This window comes from Sphingobium sp. IP1 (assembly GCF_002708645.1).
Taxonomy (GTDB): Bacteria; Pseudomonadota; Alphaproteobacteria; order Sphingomonadales; family Sphingomonadaceae; genus Sphingobium; species Sphingobium yanoikuyae.
Window position 1 is genome coordinate 13,643 of sequence record NZ_NOIW01000066.1, and the last position, 18,613, is coordinate 32,255.

24 protein-coding genes and 1 pseudogene are annotated in these 18,613 nt (G+C 64.8%); 8 read left to right on the top strand and 17 right to left on the bottom strand.

The annotated features are described in order from the left end of the window. Positions 1–93 precede the first annotated feature (93 nt). Positions 94–1,365 (bottom strand): multidrug effflux MFS transporter, encoded by a 1,272-nt coding sequence (locus CG471_RS19835; protein ID WP_099233261.1) that lies wholly within the window; start codon positions 1,363–1,365, stop codon positions 94–96. Between the two features lie 237 nt (positions 1,366–1,602). On the opposite strand from CG471_RS19835, the gene CG471_RS19840 reads away from it, so the two are divergent. Beyond that, positions 1,603–1,899 (top strand): SEL1-like repeat protein, encoded by a 297-nt coding sequence (locus CG471_RS19840; RefSeq protein ID WP_029547874.1) that lies wholly within the window; start codon positions 1,603–1,605, stop codon positions 1,897–1,899. Here the strand turns inward: CG471_RS19840 and CG471_RS19845 are convergent, their stop codons facing one another. Genes CG471_RS19845 through CG471_RS19865 form a run of 5 tightly spaced genes read right to left on the bottom strand, consistent with a single transcriptional unit; the run spans position 1,900 to position 5,134 of the window. Continuing rightward, on the bottom strand, positions 1,900–3,033 hold the full coding sequence (locus CG471_RS19845; protein ID WP_099233263.1) for a GNAT family N-acetyltransferase: 1,134 nt from the start codon (positions 3,031–3,033) through the stop codon (positions 1,900–1,902). It abuts the gene before it with no gap. Beyond that, positions 3,030–3,737, bottom strand: a complete 708-nt coding sequence (locus tag CG471_RS19850) for a glycerophosphodiester phosphodiesterase family protein (protein ID WP_099233287.1) — start codon at positions 3,735–3,737, stop codon at positions 3,030–3,032. The genes CG471_RS19845 and CG471_RS19850 overlap by 4 nt, the downstream gene beginning before the upstream one ends. After that, on the bottom strand, positions 3,730–4,197 hold the full coding sequence (locus CG471_RS19855) for a RidA family protein (protein ID WP_007715324.1): 468 nt from the start codon (positions 4,195–4,197) through the stop codon (positions 3,730–3,732). Before CG471_RS19855 ends, CG471_RS19850 begins: the two co-directional genes overlap by 8 nt. Beyond that, the gene (locus CG471_RS19860; protein WP_048938545.1) at positions 4,194–4,850 is read right to left on the bottom strand and encodes a hypothetical protein; all 657 of its coding nucleotides are present in this window, start codon (positions 4,848–4,850) and stop codon (positions 4,194–4,196) included. The genes CG471_RS19855 and CG471_RS19860 overlap by 4 nt, the downstream gene beginning before the upstream one ends. Continuing rightward, complete coding sequence (locus tag CG471_RS19865; protein ID WP_099233265.1) at positions 4,847–5,134, bottom strand: DUF3572 domain-containing protein; 288 nt, start codon at positions 5,132–5,134, stop codon at positions 4,847–4,849. Before CG471_RS19865 ends, CG471_RS19860 begins: the two co-directional genes overlap by 4 nt. Positions 5,135–5,202: 68 nt before the next feature. Here CG471_RS19865 and CG471_RS19870 point away from each other — a divergent pair, with 68 nt between their 5' ends. After that, positions 5,203–5,565, top strand: coding sequence for a response regulator (locus CG471_RS19870; protein ID WP_004208955.1), 363 nt, complete (start codon positions 5,203–5,205; stop codon positions 5,563–5,565). 149 nt (positions 5,566–5,714) lie between these two features. Then, positions 5,715–7,601: a PhoX family phosphatase gene (locus tag CG471_RS19875; RefSeq protein ID WP_004208954.1), complete on the top strand. Its 1,887-nt coding sequence runs from the start codon at positions 5,715–5,717 to the stop codon at positions 7,599–7,601. A 135-nt stretch (positions 7,602–7,736) separates the two neighbouring features. Here the strand turns inward: CG471_RS19875 and rpmG are convergent, their stop codons facing one another. Next, positions 7,737–7,904 carry a 50S ribosomal protein L33 gene (gene rpmG / locus CG471_RS19880; RefSeq protein WP_004208953.1) on the bottom strand — a complete coding sequence of 56 codons (168 nt, stop codon included), beginning with the start codon at positions 7,902–7,904 and terminating at the stop codon, positions 7,737–7,739. 201 nt (positions 7,905–8,105) lie between these two features. On the opposite strand from rpmG, the gene CG471_RS19885 reads away from it, so the two are divergent. The 3 genes from CG471_RS19885 to CG471_RS19895 all read left to right on the top strand — a co-directional run bounded on the left by CG471_RS19885 (position 8,106) and on the right by CG471_RS19895 (position 9,621). After that, complete coding sequence (locus tag CG471_RS19885; RefSeq protein WP_099233269.1) at positions 8,106–8,429, top strand: hypothetical protein; 324 nt, start codon at positions 8,106–8,108, stop codon at positions 8,427–8,429. A gap of 11 nt (positions 8,430–8,440) precedes the next feature. Then, positions 8,441–9,007: a TMEM165/GDT1 family protein gene (locus CG471_RS19890; RefSeq protein WP_099233271.1), complete on the top strand. Its 567-nt coding sequence runs from the start codon at positions 8,441–8,443 to the stop codon at positions 9,005–9,007. Between the two features lie 122 nt (positions 9,008–9,129). Then, a complete protein-coding gene (locus CG471_RS19895; protein ID WP_004208950.1) occupies positions 9,130–9,621 on the top strand; it encodes a Dps family protein in 492 nt (163 codons plus the stop codon). 96 nt (positions 9,622–9,717) lie between these two features. On the opposite strand, the gene CG471_RS19900 is transcribed toward CG471_RS19895, so the two are convergent. The 9 genes from CG471_RS19900 to CG471_RS19935 all read right to left on the bottom strand — a co-directional run bounded on the left by CG471_RS19900 (position 9,718) and on the right by CG471_RS19935 (position 16,777). Continuing rightward, positions 9,718–10,188: a GreA/GreB family elongation factor gene (locus CG471_RS19900; RefSeq protein WP_099233273.1), complete on the bottom strand. Its 471-nt coding sequence runs from the start codon at positions 10,186–10,188 to the stop codon at positions 9,718–9,720. 51 nt (positions 10,189–10,239) lie between these two features. Then, a complete protein-coding gene (gene cobT, locus CG471_RS19905; RefSeq protein WP_099233275.1) occupies positions 10,240–12,066 on the bottom strand; it encodes a cobaltochelatase subunit CobT in 1,827 nt (608 codons plus the stop codon). Beyond that, complete coding sequence (locus CG471_RS19910; protein WP_257211616.1) at positions 12,063–12,410, bottom strand: DUF86 domain-containing protein; 348 nt, start codon at positions 12,408–12,410, stop codon at positions 12,063–12,065. Before CG471_RS19910 ends, cobT begins: the two co-directional genes overlap by 4 nt. Continuing rightward, on the bottom strand, positions 12,400–12,696 hold the full coding sequence (locus tag CG471_RS19915; RefSeq protein ID WP_004208946.1) for a nucleotidyltransferase family protein: 297 nt from the start codon (positions 12,694–12,696) through the stop codon (positions 12,400–12,402). The genes CG471_RS19910 and CG471_RS19915 overlap by 11 nt, the downstream gene beginning before the upstream one ends. Positions 12,697–12,735: 39 nt before the next feature. After that, a complete protein-coding gene (locus CG471_RS19920; RefSeq protein ID WP_099233277.1) occupies positions 12,736–13,158 on the bottom strand; it encodes an OsmC family protein in 423 nt (140 codons plus the stop codon). Beyond that, positions 13,155–13,589, bottom strand: a complete 435-nt coding sequence (locus CG471_RS30285) for a hypothetical protein (RefSeq protein WP_143560251.1) — start codon at positions 13,587–13,589, stop codon at positions 13,155–13,157. The genes CG471_RS19920 and CG471_RS30285 overlap by 4 nt, the downstream gene beginning before the upstream one ends. Positions 13,590–13,595: 6 nt before the next feature. Continuing rightward, on the bottom strand, positions 13,596–14,603 hold the full coding sequence (gene cobS, locus CG471_RS19925; RefSeq protein WP_099233279.1) for a cobaltochelatase subunit CobS: 1,008 nt from the start codon (positions 14,601–14,603) through the stop codon (positions 13,596–13,598). 86 nt (positions 14,604–14,689) lie between these two features. Beyond that, a complete protein-coding gene (locus tag CG471_RS19930) occupies positions 14,690–15,982 on the bottom strand; it encodes an Hsp70 family protein (RefSeq protein WP_099233281.1) in 1,293 nt (430 codons plus the stop codon). Between the two features lie 177 nt (positions 15,983–16,159). Next, the gene (locus CG471_RS19935; protein ID WP_099233283.1) at positions 16,160–16,777 is read right to left on the bottom strand and encodes a J domain-containing protein; all 618 of its coding nucleotides are present in this window, start codon (positions 16,775–16,777) and stop codon (positions 16,160–16,162) included. A 45-nt stretch (positions 16,778–16,822) separates the two neighbouring features. Here CG471_RS19935 and CG471_RS19940 point away from each other — a divergent pair, with 45 nt between their 5' ends. Together CG471_RS19940 and CG471_RS19945 are read left to right on the top strand one after the other, a co-directional pair. Then, positions 16,823–17,110, top strand: coding sequence for a BolA family transcriptional regulator (locus CG471_RS19940; protein ID WP_004208941.1), 288 nt, complete (start codon positions 16,823–16,825; stop codon positions 17,108–17,110). Positions 17,111–17,132: 22 nt separating this feature from the next. Beyond that, positions 17,133–18,038 (top strand): pirin family protein, encoded by a 906-nt coding sequence (locus CG471_RS19945; protein ID WP_099233285.1) that lies wholly within the window; start codon positions 17,133–17,135, stop codon positions 18,036–18,038. 9 nt (positions 18,039–18,047) lie between these two features. On the opposite strand, the pseudogene CG471_RS19950 reads toward CG471_RS19945, so the two are convergent. Further along, a pseudogene (locus tag CG471_RS19950) lies at positions 18,048–18,613 on the bottom strand (thioredoxin); the annotation flags it as partial.

Consider the following 18,613-nt stretch of genomic DNA (forward strand, 5'->3'; position numbering starts at 1 on the left):
CATCGTGTCGGTGCGCCCGACCTCCCAATCAGGATACACTCTGTGAGCGGTCGGGTGGGGCTGTGGGCCGGTGCGGACTTTCCCAACAGAAAGTCAGTGCATCGCCTCATAATCCTCGCGCAGCGCGTTGAGGTGCGGCCGGGTGAACAGCTTGCCGCGCTCCGCCCAGAAGACGATCAACAGCGATCCCGACCCGAACACCAGCAGCCCCAGCGTGAAGGGCAGGGTGGTGCCGTCGAAGGCGCGGCCGACCAGGCTGCCCAGCGCGCTCGACACCGCGGTCGTCAGGAACGCCTGGAAGGAGGAGGCGACGCCTGCCCCCTTGGAAAAGGGCTCCATCGAGATCGCGCTGAAATTGGACGCGGTGAACGCCACCGTCATCATCGTCATCGCCTGCAGCACCATGAAGGTGACGATCGTTTCCTGCCCGGCCAGGATCACCGCCAGATGCACCGCCGCGATCAGGATGAAGGCGATCAGTGCGCTCTGGCTCAGCCGCCGCGCGCCGAAGCGCGAGACCAGCCGGCTGTTGACCAGGCTGCCAATCCCCATGCTGCCGGCGATCGTCGCAAAGGCGAGCGGGAAGATCTTCTGTGCATGGAACACGTCGAAGAAGATCTGCTGCACCGACAGGATGAAGCCAATGAGGCCGCTCATCACCACGCCGCTCGCCAGCATGTAGCCGATCGAGCTGCGCGTGCGGAAGATCGTGCCGACCGTCTTGAGGATGGTGCGCGGATTGATGCGGATGCGATTGTCGGGATGCAGCGTCTCGGGCAGGCGGATCGCCATCCAGCCCAGGATCGCGGTCGCCAGGATCGCCAGCACCCAGAAGATCCAGCGCCACGGCGCGATCCACAATATCGCCTGGCCGAAGCTGGGTGCCATCACCGGGATCAGCATGAACACCGCGAAGATCAGCGACATGACCCGCGCCATCGCGTCGCCCTTGAACCGGTCGCGGATGATGCCGACGGTGATGACGCGGCTCGCCCCGGCAAAGAAGCCGGCGCTGGTGCGGGCGATCAGCAACATGGTGAAGCTGTGCGCCCCGGCACAGGCGATCGAGGACAGGATGAACAATATCATCGCCCCGCCCAGCACCTTCTTGCGCCCGAACTGGTCGGACAGCACGCCGAACAGCAGCGATCCCACGCCCAGCCCCATGAAATAGAAGCTGATGATCAGCTGCCGGTCATTGGGGTTGGCGATGTGAAGGTCGCGGCCGATATCGGGCAGGGCCGGCAGCATCGGGTCGATCGACAGCGCATTCATCGCCATCAGGCACGCACACAGCAGCACGAACTCGCGAAAATGAATATCCTTTGCGGCAGGCTGCGCGCCCATGGGGGAATTTTCGGCCATCACTGGCCTATGCGGACAATCGCCCGGCGGCGCCAGCCCCAACGCGCTTATTTCCGCCCCTCATCGCCCGCCTGTCGTCGCCCGCCGGGCATTAACCCTGCCGCATCCAGCCGCTTCGGGCAAACTGCGCAAATATGCCGATTTTGCCGTTAACCATTTTTTACGGCCTGCCGGGCATTCTGCCCCCACTCGCAAACCAAAGGTTGGAACATTGGGTTAGGGATACAGGGGAAGATCATGGCAAATAGTCTCAAAAGTGCGCAGTTTTTGATGGATAGTCGTATGGCCGGTGCGGCCCACGGCTCGGCAGAGGCCTGTTTCGAACTGGGCGTCGCCTATAGCTGCGGCACCGGGGGCATGCCGATCGACCTGGTCGAGGCGCATAAATGGTTCAACCTTGCGGCCCGTGGCGGCAGCGAAGCCGGCCAGAGCATGCGCGCCGAGATCGCCGAGGAAATGACCGCGCGCGAGATTGCCGAGGCCCAGCGCCAGGCCCGCGCCTGGATTGTCGCGACCGAAGTCCGCGCCGCCTGATCAGCCTTCCTTGCGGAAGGGCGTTCTTTCATTGAGCCACAGACGGTCGCGCTGCACTTCCTCCCGCTCGGCGTCGAGGAATCCCGCCACCGCCCGGCGAAAGCTCGCATTGGGAATATGATGCGCCGAATAGGTGGGCTGCGGCGCATAGCCGCGCGCCAGCTTGTGGCCGCCCTGCGCGCCCGCCTCGACCCGGTCGAGTCTGCGCGCGATCGCCGCATCGATCGCCTGATAATAGCATAGCTCGAAATGCAGGTTGGGCACGTCCTCGCGGCATCCCCAATAGCGGCCATAGAGCGTGTTTTCGCCGATCAGGTTCAGCGCGCCTGCAATCGCCTGTCCGTCGCGCAGCGCCAGCATCAGCAATATCTTGTCCGCCATCGTCTCGCCCAGGATCGAGAAGAAGGACCGGGTCAGATAGGGCCTGCCCCATTTGCGCGCGCCGGTATCCTGATAGAAATCCCAGAATATGTCCCAATGCGCCTCGGTCAGGTCGCTGCCGGTCAGGTGGACGATCTCCAGCCCCTCGACCGCGCGCCGCCTCTCCTTGCGGATATTCTTGCGCTTCTCGCTCGACAGCTCGGCCAGGAAATCCTCGAACCCGGCATAGCCCCTGTTGTGCCAGTGAAACTGGCTGTCCTCGCGAATCAGCCAGCCCGCCGCCTCGAACAGCGCGATCTGGTCGGGATCGACGAAGGTCGCATGCGCCGATGACAGGTCGTTGCGCTCGACCAACGTCTCGATTCCCGCGATCAGCGCCGGCCCCAGCGTCGAATCGCGTAGCAGCAATCGGGGGCCGGGCACGGGGGAGAAGGGGGCGGCGATCTGTATTTTCGGATAATATTGGCCGCCCGCCCGTTCCCAGGCATCGGCCCAGCCATGGTCGAACACATATTCGCCCTGGCTATGGGTCTTGGCATAGAGCGGCGCGGCCGCCGCAATCGTCCCGTCCGGCCCGTCGATGACGATCGGCAAGGGCTGCCATCCGGTGCCCGGCCCGACGCTTCCGGACCGTTCCAGTGCGGTCAGGAAATCCCAGCGGACGAACGGATTGGCGCTGCCGGCACAGGCATCCCATTGCGCCCTGGGCAGGTCGGCGACGCCACCGGCGATGCGCGCGACAAATTCGCTCATGCCATCTCCTCGAAGATGATCTGGTCGACATGGGCCGCAGCGATCGCCCGCTGCGCCGCGCTGCGCACCGTCCAGCTCAACACCGGCAGTCCCCGGCGACGGGCGGCAGCGGCGAAGCGGAAGGGCAAGTCACGGATATCACAGGCCAGAAAATCGGGATTGGCCAGCCAAAGTGCAAGGGTGTAGTCGAAAAGCGCGCGCAGCCGCCCCTTGTTCTGGCTGCTGCTCACCAGTCCGCGCACCATGTCCGGCCGATGTCGCGCAAACCAGCGCATCGCCAGCGGGTTGAACGACATCACCGCCACCGGCTGGTCGCGGCCGTCGAGCGCCTTCGCCACTGCGGAGCAGGTCGGCGCGACATCGCGTCCCTCGACCTTTATCTCGATCAGCAGCGGCGTCGCGATACAGGCATCCAGCAGTGCGGCAAGGGGCGGGATCGCGCCGCCATCGGGCAGGCGCAGCGCGTCCAGTTCTGCCGCATCGCGATCCGCCACGGCGCCCGCTTGCCCGGTCATCCGCATCAGGCTGGCGTCATGAAAGACGATGGGCCGGCCGTCGCGGCTCAGCCGGACATCGCATTCGATGCCCAGCCCCCTGGCGATGGCGGCATCGAACGCCGCCATGCCATTTTCGCTGATGCCCGTCCGATGCAGCCCGCGATGGGCGAAGGGGCGGGCGGTCAGCCAGTCGGGCCGCTTATGCAGCGGGGCGAACCTGCACGATCGCGTCGATCTCGACGGCGGCGCCCAGCGGCAACACCGGTACGCCGACGGCGCTGCGGGCATGCTTGCCGGCTTCGCCGAACACCGCGACCATCAGTTCCGACGCGCCATTGGCGACCTTGGGCTGGTCGGTAAAGCCGGGTGCGCTGGCGATGAAGGCGCCCAGCTTGACGATCCGCTCGACCCGGTCGAGGTCGCCGCCCAGCGCCGCCTTCATCTGGGCGATGAGGTTCAGGCCACAGGCGCGCGCGGCTTCGACGCCATAATCGAGGTCGCGGTCTTCGCCTAGGCGGCCGGTCATCAGCTGTCCGTCCTTCAGTGCGATCTGGCCGGAAATATGCAGCAGGCCATTCACCTCGACCGCCGGCACATAGGCGGCGACCGGCGCGGCGGCGGCGGGCAGGGTGATGCCGAGTTCGGCAAGGCGGGCGTCGATGCTCATGCAATGGCTCCATTCAGGGGCGTTGAAATAGCGGGTGCCGGCCCTTCGGCCAGGCGGGCGATGATCCATTTTTCGGCGCTGGCCCAATCGTCGATCCGGGCATGGGCCTTGTCCGCGACCGGGATGTCGCCGGCGATCTCGGGCTCGCCGACCATGTGCAGCCGCCATACGCCGGGCGCATGACGCGCGACCGACGCATGATGCTCGCCCAGATCGTCGATGAACAGGGCGCAGCTTGGCTGGCGTTCGGCCAGGATATTGGCCAGCTTGCGCCCCTTGCCGCCATGGTTCCAGTGGACCGGCAGGTGCAGGCCATGGCTCGCCAGCTGCTCGATGCGCAGCTGGTGGTGGCGCTCGCCGATATTGGTCAGCACTTCGATGTCGGCGATCTGTGCCAGCCGGTGCAGCGCCTCGACCGCGCCGCTGATCGGGGTCTGGCGCGCCATTTCGGTATCGAAAAAGGCGATCAGCAACTCCCACACCAGTTCGCGTTCCAGCGGGATGCCGCTGTCCTTGTGGCGCAGCGCCTCGGCAAAACCCTGTTCGCGCATGTCGAAATGCACATCATGCGTCTCGTCCAGCCAATGGCGGAACGGCACGACCATGTGCAGCAATACCTCGTCGCAGTCGGTGATGATCAGCGGACGGCTCATCGGCTCAGATTCTCCTTCGCGGCGATCAGGGCCGCCGGGCTGCTGTCGATCGCCTCGGCACAGGCAACCAGATCGGGTTCATGGTCGGCCAGAAAGGCCAGCACGGCGCCCAGGATCGCGCGATTGCCGACGCCTGCGCGCAGCGCATCGGCATCCAGTCCGGTCAGCGCCAGCAGCCGATCGGCCCTGCGACCATCGCTCAGCGTCCATCCCATTGCCATCAATGCCAAAATTTCGGCATCGGTGGCGCTATCCGGCTTGCCATTCTGGGTCTCGGGTCGCATGATTGGCTCTCGCGGAATGGGCGGCTATAGGCGCGCACCAAGGGGCTTCTCTGGAACGCGGGTGACTCGTGGCAAAGCGCGTGCTCGTTGTCGAGGACAACGAACTCAATCTGAAACTTTTTTGCGACCTGCTGCGCGCGCACGGGCATGACGTGCTGCCGCTGCGCGATGGCCGGGACGTGCTGGCGCAGGCGCGCGAATTCGCGCCGGACCTGGTCATCACCGACATCCATCTGCCCCATGTCAGCGGCTATGACCTGATCGTGTCGCTCAAGGGCGATGACAGCCTGTCGGCGGTGCCGATCATGGCGGTCACCGCCTATGCCGGGAAGGGTGATGAGGACCGCATCCGCGCGGCCGGCGCCGACGCCTATGTGTCCAAGCCGATTTCGGTCCTGCGGTTCGTCGAGCAGGTGAACGCGCTGCTGTAACCCGCCGGCAACAGCGTCACTTATGCGTCATCATTCGGTCGCTGCTCTGACATCATAGCGCAGTTTGCGCGTCATCCTCCTCTGTCACGTCATGCGCGCCAAGGGCGCGGCGGTCATGCCGACGCTCGGATGCACAGGGGTATTTTATCATGTCTCATCTGACCGACGAGGCGCGCGCGGCCTTCCGCGATGCGCAGCCCAAGATTGTTTCGGGCGAAGATAGCCTGGAAGCCATCGTCGCGGCCAATCCGGGCCGCCGCTCCGTCCTGAAGAACGGCCTGCTGGGCCTGTCCGTGCTGCCGATGCTGGGCGCGCTCGCCGCCTGCGACGATGACGACGACGACAGCACGCCGGCACCCACGCCGACGCCGACACCCACCCCCACGCCGACTCCGACGCCCAGCTATGGCATCAACTTCACCTCGGTCGCGATCAACACCAACGACACCGTGACCGTGCCGTCGGGCTATACTGTCGATGTGCTGCTGAAGGCCGGCGATCTGGTCGAAGCCGGCACCGCCTTTGCCAACGGCACCTTCCCGACCAGCGTCAGCCAGACCGCGGCCTGGGCCGGCGGCAATCATGACGGCATGGAATATTTCGAACTGACCGGCACCGACGCCAACAGCGGCGGCCTGCTCGCGATCAACTTCGAACTGCCCGACTATAATATCCTCTTCTCCAGCGGCAGCTATAACGCATCGACCGCCACCGCCGATCAGAAGGCGATCGCGCTCTCGGCCGTCGGCATCGCCGTGGTCGAAGTGACCAAGGGCACGGACGGCAAGTTCGCGGTCAAGGCCGGCTCGAAATATAACAAGCGCTACAGCGGCAACACCGACTATCGCGTCGGCGGCCCTGCTGCGGGCGTCCTGCCCGGCACGATCCGCGGCATGCTCAACAACTGCTCGTCGGGCCGCACCCCCTGGGGCACCTACCTCACCTGCGAGGAAACGACGAACAACTATCTCGATCCGACCCAGCCCAACACCAGCTATGGCTGGGTGGTCGAGATCGATCCGTTCCAGGAACTGGCCCCCGCGACCAAGCGCACCGCGCTCGGCCGTTTCAGCCATGAAAATGTCGCCCACATGACCGACGCCAACAACCGCGTCGCCTTCTACATGGGTGACGATTCGACGCCGGGCTGCGTCTACAAATTCGTGCCGGATCGGGCGTTCAGCAGCAGCAACCGTGCCGCCAACACCGACCTGCTCGATTATGGCACCCTCTATGTCGCGCGCTTCAATGCCGACGGCACGGGCGAATGGCGTCCGCTGGTCCAGGGGCAAAATGGTCTGGTCGCGGGTGCCCAGGATCCGGGCAATGTCAGCCAGTCGACCACGCCGCCGACCCCGACGACGGTCAATTTCACCAACCAGGCCGATGTGCTGGTCAACACCCAGTCGGCCGCCCGCGTCGCTGGCGGTACCATCATGGACCGTCCGGAATGGATCACGGTTGCGCCCAACAAGCAGGCGATCTTCGTCACGCTGACCAACAATAGCGGCCGCCGCGTCACCGATGCGCCCGATCCGCGCGTGACCAACCTGCATGGCCATATCCTCAAGTTCCGCGAAAATGGCGACTCGCCGCTGGCGACAGCCTTCACTTGGGAAATCTTCCTGCTGGCAGGCAACCCCGCGCTCGCGGAGGATAATCTCAAGGGCAATATCAGCGGCGACTATTTCTCCAGCCCCGATGGCATCCGCATCGATCCCCAGGGTCGCCTGTGGGTCCAGACCGACCATAATCTGACCGGCAATGCCGGCACGCTGAACGGCGCTGCCACCAACATGACCGGCGCCTTCGGCAATAATTCGATGTATTATATCGACCAGACCAGCAAACAGTCGAAGCGCTTCCTGGTCGGCCCGGCGGGCTGTGAGATCACCGGCATCGCCTATACGCCGGACCTCAAGAACTTCTTCATCAACATCCAGCATCCGACCGGCAACTGGCCGGTGGCGGGGCAGCAGCCGCGCTCCTCGACCATCGTGGTGCGTCGTACCGACGGCCAGCCGGTCGGCAACTGACGACATCGGGCTCCCGATCTTCGGATCGGGGGCCTCTCCGGCGCGAATGCCAACAGGAAAAGGCCCGCTCCCAACAGGGACGGGCCTTTTTCGGTGCCGAAAGATCAGGCGCGCGGGCGCGAAGCCCGCTGCGGCTTACTTGATCTTGGCTTCCTTGAACTCGACATGCTTGCGCACGACCGGGTCATACTTGCTGAAGCTCAGCTTTTCGGTCGTGGTGCGCGGGTTCTTCTTGGTGACGTAGAAGAAGCCAGTGTCAGCCGTGCTGACGAGGCGGATCTTGACAGTTGCCGGCTTGGCCATGGCTTGGTCCCTGGTCTTGAAATAGCGTAAAAAGAAAAGCGGCCCTGTCGGACCGCCCCGTTTCAGCGGTGCCCCTTGGGGCAGATTCGCCCCGATGTCAAGGCTCGCGCGCCCAATGGAGGCTGCGCAACAGGCTTTACGGCCCTTTAACCCTATGCGCGCATGCTGCCAGGCGGGGCACGGATGAAGGGAGATGGCTCCATGCGACATGATCCGAAACTGACGATTCTGGCGGACCTGCTGCGGCGGGTCGATGGACTCGCCGCCCAGCGCGGCCATGTGTCGGTGCCGCGCCTGCATGACGAGGTCGACCAGATCCGCCATATCGCGCGCGCATTCCGCGTCGACAGCGTCGGCGACCTGGCCGCCACGCTCCAGTCGGTCCTCTCGCTCGACGGGCTCGATTCGGTCGTCCTCTCCTATCTCGACCGGATGCGGGACGCGATCGCCGACGAACTGCCGCCGCTCGACAATATTTTGCCGCCGGCCGCCGCGCCCGCTACGGTGTATCGCCTGCACGCCTGACGGGATTTGGAATGGACGCCTTGTTGATCGCCCTGCTGGGCTGCCTGTTCGGGGAAATCGGGGACAAGGGGCAGTTGCTCGTGCTCGCGCTCGCCCATCGCTACCAGCGTGATGGGGCGATCATCGCCGGCGTCGCCGTTGCCGCCATCGCCAATGCTGCCATTTCCGCGGCAGCGGGCGCCTGGATCGGGCCGATGCTCGGCCATGACGCGCGCCTCCTGTTCATGGCGCTGTCGCTGCTGTTCCTGGGCGTCGGCCTGCTCTGGCCGGTGAAGATGCCCGACACGCTCGACGACTGGCGCATCGGGCCGTTCCTCACCACTGCGCTCGGCGTCTTCATCCTGGGCTTTGGCGACGGCCCGCAATTCCTGATCCTGGGCATCGCCACCCGCACGGCCGACCCGGCGCTGGCCGCGATCGGCGGCGCGATCGGCGTGATCGCCGCCAGCGTGCCGGTGATCCTGATGCGCGACCGGTTCCTCTCCGTGCTGCCGGTGCGCGCGATTCGGCTGGTCGGCGGCGGCATCGCCATATTGGCGGGCGCGGGCATGGCGATGAGCGCGATCGGGCGGCTCTGATCGATTCCCTTCATCAGCCTGACCGATAAATTGCCCAAAGATTTCCCACTTGCGGGGGCACCTTATTGACGGACAATCATTATATGTCCGAAATCAATTCCGCCCCAACAGGAGGACAGTGCATGACCGCCCCCGATCTCAAGACGCCCACCGACCTCAAGAGCAACGCCACCAAGTCGGTCGCAGAGGCGCTGAACGGCGCCCTGGCCGACAGCTTTGCCCTCTATCTCAAGACCAAGAATTTCCACTGGCACGTCTCCGGCCCGCATTTCCGCGACTATCATCTGATGTTCGACGAGCAGGCGACCGAGATTCTGGGCGTGACCGACCTGATCGCCGAGCGCGTGCGCAAGACCGGCAACACCACGCTGCGCTCGATCGGCGACGTCGCCCGTCACCAGAGCGTGAAGGACAATGACGCCGATTTCGTCAGCCCGGCCGACATGCTCAAGGAACTGCGCGACGACAATCTGGCGCTGGTCGAAACCTTCCGCGCGGTGAAGGCCGCCGCCACCGAGGCAGGCGACAATGCGACCGAAGGCATTGTCGACGACTGGACCGACCAGGCCGAACAGCGCGCCTGGTTCCTGTTCGAAGCCGCGCGCGGCGCCTGAATCTGAAAAGGGCCTCCCGGCAAGTCACCGGGAGGCCCTTCTATATGCGATTGCCTAAAAGCCGTTCGCTTCGAGCCTGTCGAAAAGCGTAAAGCGCTACGCCTCGTCCACCACCCCGATCGCCAGGATCTCGATCGCGCCGTCCTTGCCGGCAAAATCGACCGCCTCGCCGATCTCGGCGTCCATCATCGCGCGGGCCAGCGGCGCGGAAAAGCTGATCCGCCCCTCATGCGGATCGGCCTCGTCATCGCCGACGATCGCCACGGTCTTTTCTTGGCCGTTCAGCCGATAGGTCACCCGCGTCCCGAACGCGACCGCTTCGCCATCCGGGGCCGGGCGCAGTTCCGCCGTCGCCAGCCGCGTGCGCCAATAGCGCAGCACTCGCTTGTGCTTCTTGGCGGCTTCCTCGTCCATCGCCGCGGTGTCGATCGCTTCCAGCGTCGCCACCTGTTCCTGCGTCAGCCGCAATCCGCGCGCCGTGACCCAGTTCGGCCCCAGCGGGATCGGCAGCTCGAACTTGGGCTCCATATGCTCATCGTCGCTCTCGCGACGAAAGGCGACACTCATCTTGCCTCTCCAGAATTTCAATAATGCGGGACGACGGGCCGGAACGGCCGGTCAATCCTCGTCGAACAGGCCTGCAAGCTGTTCAACCATCGTGCCGCCCAATTGTTCGGCGTCCATGATGGTCACGGCGCGGCGATAATAGCGGGTGACGTCATGGCCGATGCCGATCGCCACCAGCTGCACCGGCGACCTGTTCTCGATCCAGTCGATCACCTGGCGCAGATGCCGTTCCAGATAGGTGCCGCTATTCACCGACAGGGTGCTGTCGTCGACCGGCGCACCGTCGGAAATCACCATCAATATGCGCCGTTCCTCGGGCCGCGCGATCAGCCGCGCATGCGCCCATAGCAGCGCCTCGCCGTCGATATTCTCCTTCAGCAGCCCTTCGCGCATCATCAGGCCCAGATTCCTGCGCGCCCGGCGCCAGGGTTCGTCGGCCTTCTTGTAGATGATGTGGCGCAGGTCGTTGAGCCGCCCCGGCATCGGCGGGCGCCCGGCCGCCAGCCAGTCCTCGCGGCTCTGCCCGCCCTTCCAGGCGCGCGTGGTGAAGCCAAGGATTTCGGTCTTCACGCCGCAGCGTTCCAGGGTGCGGGCCATGATGTCGGCGCTGATCGCAGCAATGCTGATCGGCCGGCCGCGCATCGATCCTGAATTGTCGATCAACAGGGTGACGACAGTATCGCGGAACTCGGTGTCGCGCTCGATCTTGTAGGTCAGCGACCGGGTCGGGTCGATCACGATCCGCGCCAGCCGCGCGGCGTCGAGAATCCCTTCCTCCTGGTCGAAATCCCACGAGCGCAGCTGCTGCGCCATCAACCGGCGCTGCAACCGGTTGGCAAGCTTGGTGACCGCGCCCTGCAGGGACACGAGTTGCTGATCCAGAAAACCGCGCAGGCGGTTCAGTTCATCCTCGTCGCACAGGTCGTCGGCGGTGACGACCTCGTCATGCTTCTGGGTATAGGATTTATAGTCGAAACCGGGGGGCAGGTCGGATGTCGGCCGATTGGGCCGCACCGGCATCATGCCTTCCTCGCCCATATCGTCGGCACCGTCTTCCGCGTCGGCGTCGAACTCCTCGCTATAGTCGGTGTCGCCCTCTTCGGTCTCGCCGCCCTGATCCTCGGAGCGGGCCTCGGCGTTCATGTCGCTGTCGCCCGATTCCTCCTGACCGGAATCGCCTTCTTCCTGCTCTTCCTCCTTGTCCTCGCCCTCATCCTCGGGCTCGGGGTCGTCGGTTTCGGGCGGCACGTCGGCATCGACCAGTTGCAGATGCTCCAGCATCGCCTGGGTCAGCTTCTGGAAGGCGCGCTGGTCGTCGATGGCGAGGCCCAGCGCGTCGAGATCGCTGCCGGCCTTGTCCTCGATCCACTGGTCGACCAGCTTCATCGCCGGCCGCAATTCCTCGGGCACCGCCTGGCCGGTCAGCCGCTCGCGCACCTTGAGCGCCAGCGCGGTCGACAGCGGCACCTCGTCCGCCGCCCGTGCCCGGCGGATCGGGTCGGACTTCAGGCGCATCGCCAGCGCTTCATTGAGGTTCGCGCGCACGCCATCCAGCGCCCGCGAACCGATCGCCTCGACCCGCGCCTGCTCGACCGCGTCGAACACCGCACGCGCCACCGCTTCGCCCGGCGCCATCGCATTGTGCAGCCTGGCATTATGGTGGCGCAGCTTCAGCGCATTGGCGTCGGCAAAGCCGCGCGCCAGCGCCACCTGATCGGCGGGCAAGGCGCGGCTGGGCGTCGGCACCTTGATCGCCTTGCCCACCATATGCGGCGTGTCGGCGGTGAAGCTCACCTCCACCTCCATGTCGCGCGTCATCGCCCGCGCAGTACCGGCCAGCACATCCTTGAAGGCGTCGAGGGGGGAACGTTCGGTCATGGGAAGTCCTTCAGCGCGGCGATGCAGGCCGCACGCAGCGGCGGCAGGTCACGCTGGATCGTGATGAGAATATAGCGGAGGTCGATCGAATCATACTCATGCCGCAGGACATTGCCCAGGCCGCGAATGGCTCTGGCGGGGATTGCAGGCGCAATTTCCTCCATCCGATCCTCGCCGATCTTGATCACCGCTTCGGTTATCCGTTGCAGGCAGCGTTCGCAGGCATCCACCGTCTTGCGATCGGCGATGAAGGCCTCGATCGCCATGTCGCCGACATAGGAACGGGCCGCATCGATATTCTCGACAATATCCTGCAGCCTCTGGGCTTCGCGGCTAGAAGACACAGACGCGATCCCGATCGATCTCGTGTTGCAGTCGTGCCTTGCGGGCCGGTTCGGTGACCATGTCGACGGCGACGCCCAGTGCCTCGCGCACCGCTTCGCCGATCGCGGCCACCTCGAACAGGCCGATCCGGCCATCATCGACCAGCTTTGCCGCGACATCGACATCGGAATCCGGCCGTTGCTCGCCCCGCGCGGTCGATCCGAACAAGGACAGGCTCACCACCCCCATGGCCCGCAACTGGGCTTCATGGGCTTTCAGGCGATCGATGGCGGTGTTCCTGTCCATATATCCATCATAATGCCAAGCGCGGGCGCGGGCCAGCGTTCACCGGCCCTCCGGATCGTTCACGCGCGGCACGGCGACGGTCTCGATCTGCGTCTCGACCTCGCTCATCAGCTTGTGGACCGGGCATTTGGCCGCGACCGCGATCAGCTTGTCATGCTGCTCGTCGCTCATCGGGCCGGTCACGGCGATGCGGGTGGTCAGCTTGTAGACCCCGGCCCGCTCCTGGCTCGCATCGCGCACCACGCCGACATGGATATTCTCGACCGGAATGCCGTTGCGCTGTGCATACCAGAGCATGGTCATCGCCTTGCACGCACCCAGCGCCGAATCATACAGGTCATGCGGGTCCGGCCCGGCGTCATGGCCGTCGGGCGCCGACATGTCGGCGACGATCTCATGGCCCCGGATGCTGATCCGATGCGCACTGCCGCCATTGGGGTCGATCCGTTCGACGACGATCATGGTATTTGGCTTTCGGCATTGGCTTGCGCTGCGTGATAGGCATCGACCGACTGATAGAAGCCAGAAGCATTTTTATCAGCATCCGGATCTATGATAGGTAACGTACCAGTCATACCATCATTAATGCCGTCGCGTGTAATCGGTAGGATGCTTCCATCTAAGGTTATTCCCCAGGCTATAACCGGTTTTGTTTCGATGCCTTCTTCGTCTTCATGCGTAATGGCTAAGATGCCCGGCCTCGCGGGAATCATATGACTGATTGCTTGTTCAATATCTCGAAGATTTGCTTCGTGAATTGTTACTGTTTTGCCGTTCTTAAGCTCCACCGTGCGGAGGTTTTTGTTGCCATCGCCGGTGCTGGAAAAAGGCCGAGAAATTCCAACAATGGCGTCTGTCTTCCAGCGATTAAGTTCTAAATCGAAGAAGAACATAACGTTTTACCCCGCCCGGCTCGCCACGCTCTCGGGCAGATCCTTGCCAAAGACGCGCTGATAATATTCCGCCACCAGCGGCCGTTCCGCCTCATCGCACTTGTTGAGGAAGGAGAGGCGGAAGGCGAAGCCGACATCCTTGAAGATCAAGGCATTCTGCGCCCAGCTGATCACGGTGCGGGGCGACATCACGGTCGAGATATCGCCATTGATGAAGCCCTGGCGGGTCAGTTCCGCCACCTTGATCATGCTCTCGACCTCCTTGCGGCCGCCCTCATGGTCGTACTCGCCGGACTTGGCCAGTACCACCTGTGCCTCGGTCGCGGCGGGCAGGTAGTTCAATGCCACCACCAGGTTCCAGCGGTCCATCTGGCCCTGGTTGATCTGCTGCGTGCCATGATAGAGGCCGGTCGTGTCGCCCAGGCCCACCGTGTTGGCGGTCGCGAACAGGCGGAACCAGGGGTTCGGCCGGATCACGCGATTCTGGTCCAGCAAGGTCATCTTGCCGTCGGTTTCCAGCACGCGCTGAATCACGAACATCACGTCCGGGCGGCCGGCATCATATTCGTCGAACACCAGGGCGACCGGGCGCTGCAGCGACCAGGGCAGCAGGCCTTCCTTGAATTCGGTGACCTGCTGGCCGTCCTTCAGCACGATCGCGTCGCGCCCGACCAGGTCGATGCGGCTGATATGCGCGTCCAGATTGATGCGGATGCACGGCCATTTCAGGCGCGCGGCGATCTGTTCGATATGGCTCGACTTGCCGGTGCCATGATAGCCTTGCACCATCACGCGGCGGTTGAAGGCGAAACCGGCCAGGATCGCCAGCGTGGTGTCCGGGTCGAACACATAGGCGGGGTCGAGGTCGGGCACGCGCTCGTCGGCCTGGGAAAAGGCCGGGACCTTCATGTCGATGTCGATGCCGAACATCTCGCGCACATCGACCTCCCGGTCGGGCGCCTCCATCAGCGTCTCGGAACGGGCATCGGGCTGGATGTTGGAAATGTCGGTCATGTCGTCATCATCTTCCTGCGAGTCACTCTCGCCCTAAACGATCGGGCAAGGGTGTGTCGAGACAGTGGGGGCTAGGCGGCCGGCGATCAAGCGGCCCATTCGGTCAGATTGGCCTCCTGTCCGACCAGTGCCAGCCCATGGGCGATCGATGTCAGCTCGCCGCCGGTGGCGATCCGGTCATGGCCGAAACGGCGGAAGAAGATGTCGCGGATCGCCGGGATCAGCGACGATCCGCCGGTCAGGAACACCCGGTCGATGCTTTCCGGGGCGACATTGGCCTTGGCCAGCGCCTTGTCGACGGTCGCCTCGATCGCAGCGATGTCGGCCGCGATCCAGCGCTCGAAATCGGCCCGCGCGACCTCGGTCTCGATCTTGATGCCGCCCCCTTCGAAGCGGAAGGTGGCATTGTGCGTGTCCGACAGGGCCCGCTTCAGCGCGCCGACCGCATCATAGAGCGGATAGCCCAGTTCCTTCTCGATCACCGTGATCATCCGGCCGATCGCGGCGGGATCGCGCGCCGCCTTCTGCAATTTGGCCAGCTCGTCCATCGTCCGTCGGTTGCGCATCAGCGCCAGGCGCGACCAGTCGGCGAAATCGGCGAAATAGCTGCGCGGTATCTCCAGCTCCTTGCCGAAGGAGGTGTAGGCGCCGCCCTTGCCCAGCATCGGCAGCACCAGCTGGTCCATGATGCGATAGTCGAACCGGTCGCCGGCCAGGCCGATGCCCGCCGATCCCAGCGGCACGCAGCGCCGCGCCGCGCCCGGCGCCTCGACCCGCACCAGCGAAAAGTCGCTGGTGCCGCCGCCGAAATCCGCGACCAGGATGGTCGCCGCGCTGTCGAGCCGGCTGGCATAGCTGAACGCCGCGCCCAGCGGCTCATAGACATAATGAATCTCGCTGCCAAAGCCGGCGAACATCGCATCATAGCGCTGCCGCGCCAGCGCCTCGTCGGGCCGGGCGCCGGCATATTCGACCGGCCGGCCGACGACGATCCGCTCCGGCCTTTTGTCCAGCGTGCCGCCGGCATGGCCGATCATCTTCCCCAGGAACATCTGCCCCAGTTCCTCGAAGCGATAGCGTTTCTCGAAGATGCTGGCGCTCTCGAAGATCGGGCTGGCCGCGACCGACTTGAAGGATTGCAGGAACCGGCTGTCCTCGGGAAATTCCAGATATTCACCGATCGCCCAGGGGCCGGCCTCATGCGCCATGCCGCCCTTCACATGGCTGTCATGCCAGAAGCACAGGGCAGACCGGAAAACCGCGCCGGTCGCCTGCGCGCCGGCAAATTCGACCAGCTCCGATTGGCCGGCATCGGCGATGGCGGCGACGCTGTTGGTCGTGCCGAAATCAAGGCCCAGCGCGCGGGGCTGATCCTGCATGGGGTCTCTCCGGGAAAATCGAGGGCCGGGCGCTATGGCAGCGTCATTCCCACCCGGCAAGGCCATCCTGTCCTACATCGGGGGCTGATGCTAGACCGGATAAGGCTGGGCAGGCGCGCGCAGCAAGATTTCCAACTCTTGTAACTTGATGTCAAAATAAGCGGGAAATATGCGAAGTTAAGCGAACACCGGCACCTTGCGCAGATGGCCATAGGCCTCGATCACAGTCTGCAACTGCCCCTCCTTGGTGCGGTCGCCGCCATTATGGTCGGGATGATAGCGGCGCAGCAATTCGGTATAGCGGGTGCGCAGCGCCTTGCGGTCGGCGTCGATCGGCAGGCCCATCACCGACAGCGCCTTGCGATCCTCGGATGACAGGAACTGGCCGTCCTGCCGCACCTGCGCATCGGCCCGAGCCTTGGCCACCCGTTCCTTGAACTTGGCGCCGATCGCGTCGAGCGGATCCTGGAAGTCCGACCATTTGGGCGGCGGGCTGGCAGCATTGCTGGAAAAGGCGCGGGTCTCCCGCTCCCAGCCGGCATAGGGACGCTGGGCCGCGGCAATTTCCTCCGGGCTCATACCGGTGAAGAAATTATAGCCCTGGTTGAAGGCGCGGACATGATCCAGGCACAGCCAGCGCCATTGCGGCCCCTCCTGATGCGACCGGTGGCCTTCCTGCAATGGCGCGCGAAATTCGCCCGGTTCCGGGCAACCGGGCACGGCGCAGGGGCGGTCGCTTTCCACGCGGCCATGGAAACGGTTGAAACGACGGGTCGAGAAGGGATCGCTACTCAAGATTGTCCTGATGGAATGGCTGGCAAAGCAGCCTATATAGGGCGCATGACCACCGACCTCAAAGGCCCTGTCGCCACCGAAATCGAGGCGCGGCTGCGCGCCGCCCTGACTCCTGCCCATCTCGCCGTCATCGACGACAGCGAAAAGCATCGCGGCCATGCCGGCCATGACGGGTCGGGCGAGAGCCATTTCACCGTGGAGATCGTCGCCGAACGGTTCGTCGGCCAGAGCCGCGTTGCCCGCCAGCGCCTGGTCAATGCCGCGCTCGCCGACCTGCTGCGCGACAAGGTCCACGCGCTCGCGATCAAGGCCCGCGCGCCCGGAGAAGCCTAACCCCAACGACAGGAGCCGTCCCATGTCGAGCGACAATTTGCTGCTGCAGACGATCACGCCCACCACCCATGATCTGGGCGATTTCAAGGTGCATCGCGCGCTCCCGGCGAAGGAACGGACCATGGTCGGCCCCTTCATCTTCTTCGATCAGGCGGGGCCGGCGCTGTTGCCGACGGGGCAGGGGGTGGACGTCCGCCCCCATCCACACATCAACCTCGCCACCGTCACCTACATGCTGGAAGGGACGTTCCTCCACCGCGATTCGCTCGGCACGGAGCAGTTGATCGGTCCCGGCGCGGTCAATCTGATGACCGCGGGCAAGGGCATCGTCCATTCGGAGCGCACCCCGCCCGCCGATCGCGGCCATGACAAGAAACTGCTGGCGATCCAGACCTGGCTCGCCTTGCCGGACCGTGACGAGGAATGCGACCCGGCCTTCGAGCATGTCGAGGGCGGCGGCCTGCCGGTGCTGGAGGATCATGCCTCCTGGGCGCGGGTCATCATGGGCACGCTCTGGGGCGAGACGGCGCAGGTCTCGACCTATGCCGACACCATCTATGCCGACATCCAGCTGCGTCCCGGCGGGGCCATCCCGGTCGATGCCATTGCGGAGGAACGGGCGCTCTATCTCTGGCAGGGGGCGGCCACGCTCGACGGCGTCGAACTGCTACCCCAGACCCTCTATGTGCTGCGCCCCGGCGTGCCCGCGACGCTGCACAGCGACCATGGCGCCAATCTGGTCCTGTGTGGTGGCGAGGCGTTCGCGACCCCGCGCCATGTCTGGTGGAATTTCGTCTCCTCGACCAAGGAGCGGCTGATGCAGGCGCGCGAGGATTGGGAAGCGATGCGCTTCCCGCTGATTCCGGGCGACGATCAGGAATATATCCCGATCCCGCAGGGCCGGCCCAAGACCGTCAGTTATCCCTGACGGTCAGGTTTATTCGACGAAGGTCAGCGAGAGATTCTCGGCATTCTTCGGAATGTCGATCCGGCTTTCGTTGATCGACGCTTCCTCGCCGGGCTTCAGCCGGGCCTTGTCCGCCTTGGTGGTCCAGCTGAACACCAGCCGGTTCTGCCGGTCGCGCAGCTGCACCAGCACCGGCGGCACCGGCAGCGCCTGCTTGCCGCTGTTCACGATCCGCGCGCCAAAGGCAAAATATTCCTCGCCGGTCGGCAGCTTGCGCCGCTCGGCAGGCTTGGAGAGATAGAAGAGCAGGTCCGGATCGCCCTCTTCGGCGACCAGGCCCATATTCACGGCCCAGGCCGGCGGCCCGAAATAATGGAGCGCAGCGCCGCCGTCCTCTTCTTCCTGCTGATCGCGGCCGCAGGTTCGACCGGCGGCGGTGCAGCGGCCTCCGGCTGCACGGGTGCGACCGGTTCCGGCTCGGGCGCCGGCGTGAATCGCATCGGCGCTTCGGCGGGCGCCGCTTCCACGGGGGGAGGAGGCGGCGGTGGCGGAGGAGCGGGTGGCGGCGCGACCGGCGCGGGAGCGGCCGGTTCGGG

Bases quoted from the DNA above. Each gene is read 5' to 3' on its own strand.
- CG471_RS19855 (WP_007715324.1), bottom strand. From the start codon at position 4,197: ATGAGCATCGACGCCCGCCTTGCCGAACTCGGCATCACCCTGCCCGCC.
- CG471_RS19885 (WP_099233269.1), top strand. From the start codon at position 8,106: ATGCGACATGATCCGAAACTGACGATTCTGGCGGACCTGCTGCGGCGG.
- CG471_RS19865 (WP_099233265.1), bottom strand. From the start codon at position 5,134: ATGCGACCCGAGACCCAGAATGGCAAGCCGGATAGCGCCACCGATGCC.
- cobT (WP_099233275.1), bottom strand. From the start codon at position 12,066: ATGACCGAACGTTCCCCCCTCGACGCCTTCAAGGATGTGCTGGCCGGT.
- CG471_RS19895 (WP_004208950.1), top strand. From the start codon at position 9,130: ATGACCGCCCCCGATCTCAAGACGCCCACCGACCTCAAGAGCAACGCC.
- CG471_RS19915 (WP_004208946.1), bottom strand. From the start codon at position 12,696: ATGGACAGGAACACCGCCATCGATCGCCTGAAAGCCCATGAAGCCCAG.
- CG471_RS19845 (WP_099233263.1), bottom strand. From the start codon at position 3,033: ATGAGCGAATTTGTCGCGCGCATCGCCGGTGGCGTCGCCGACCTGCCC.
- rpmG (WP_004208953.1), bottom strand. From the start codon at position 7,904: ATGGCCAAGCCGGCAACTGTCAAGATCCGCCTCGTCAGCACGGCTGAC.
- CG471_RS19840 (WP_029547874.1), top strand. From the start codon at position 1,603: ATGGCAAATAGTCTCAAAAGTGCGCAGTTTTTGATGGATAGTCGTATG.
- CG471_RS19890 (WP_099233271.1), top strand. From the start codon at position 8,441: ATGGACGCCTTGTTGATCGCCCTGCTGGGCTGCCTGTTCGGGGAAATC.
- CG471_RS19875 (WP_004208954.1), top strand. From the start codon at position 5,715: ATGTCTCATCTGACCGACGAGGCGCGCGCGGCCTTCCGCGATGCGCAG.
- CG471_RS19835 (WP_099233261.1), bottom strand. From the start codon at position 1,365: ATGGCCGAAAATTCCCCCATGGGCGCGCAGCCTGCCGCAAAGGATATT.
- CG471_RS19930 (WP_099233281.1), bottom strand. From the start codon at position 15,982: ATGCAGGATCAGCCCCGCGCGCTGGGCCTTGATTTCGGCACGACCAAC.
- CG471_RS19940 (WP_004208941.1), top strand. From the start codon at position 16,823: ATGACCACCGACCTCAAAGGCCCTGTCGCCACCGAAATCGAGGCGCGG.
- cobS (WP_099233279.1), bottom strand. From the start codon at position 14,603: ATGACCGACATTTCCAACATCCAGCCCGATGCCCGTTCCGAGACGCTG.
- CG471_RS19945 (WP_099233285.1), top strand. From the start codon at position 17,133: ATGTCGAGCGACAATTTGCTGCTGCAGACGATCACGCCCACCACCCAT.
- CG471_RS19860 (WP_048938545.1), bottom strand. From the start codon at position 4,850: ATGAGCCGTCCGCTGATCATCACCGACTGCGACGAGGTATTGCTGCAC.
- CG471_RS19920 (WP_099233277.1), bottom strand. From the start codon at position 13,158: ATGATCGTCGTCGAACGGATCGACCCCAATGGCGGCAGTGCGCATCGG.
- CG471_RS30285 (WP_143560251.1), bottom strand. From the start codon at position 13,589: ATGTTCTTCTTCGATTTAGAACTTAATCGCTGGAAGACAGACGCCATT.
- CG471_RS19900 (WP_099233273.1), bottom strand. From the start codon at position 10,188: ATGAGTGTCGCCTTTCGTCGCGAGAGCGACGATGAGCATATGGAGCCC.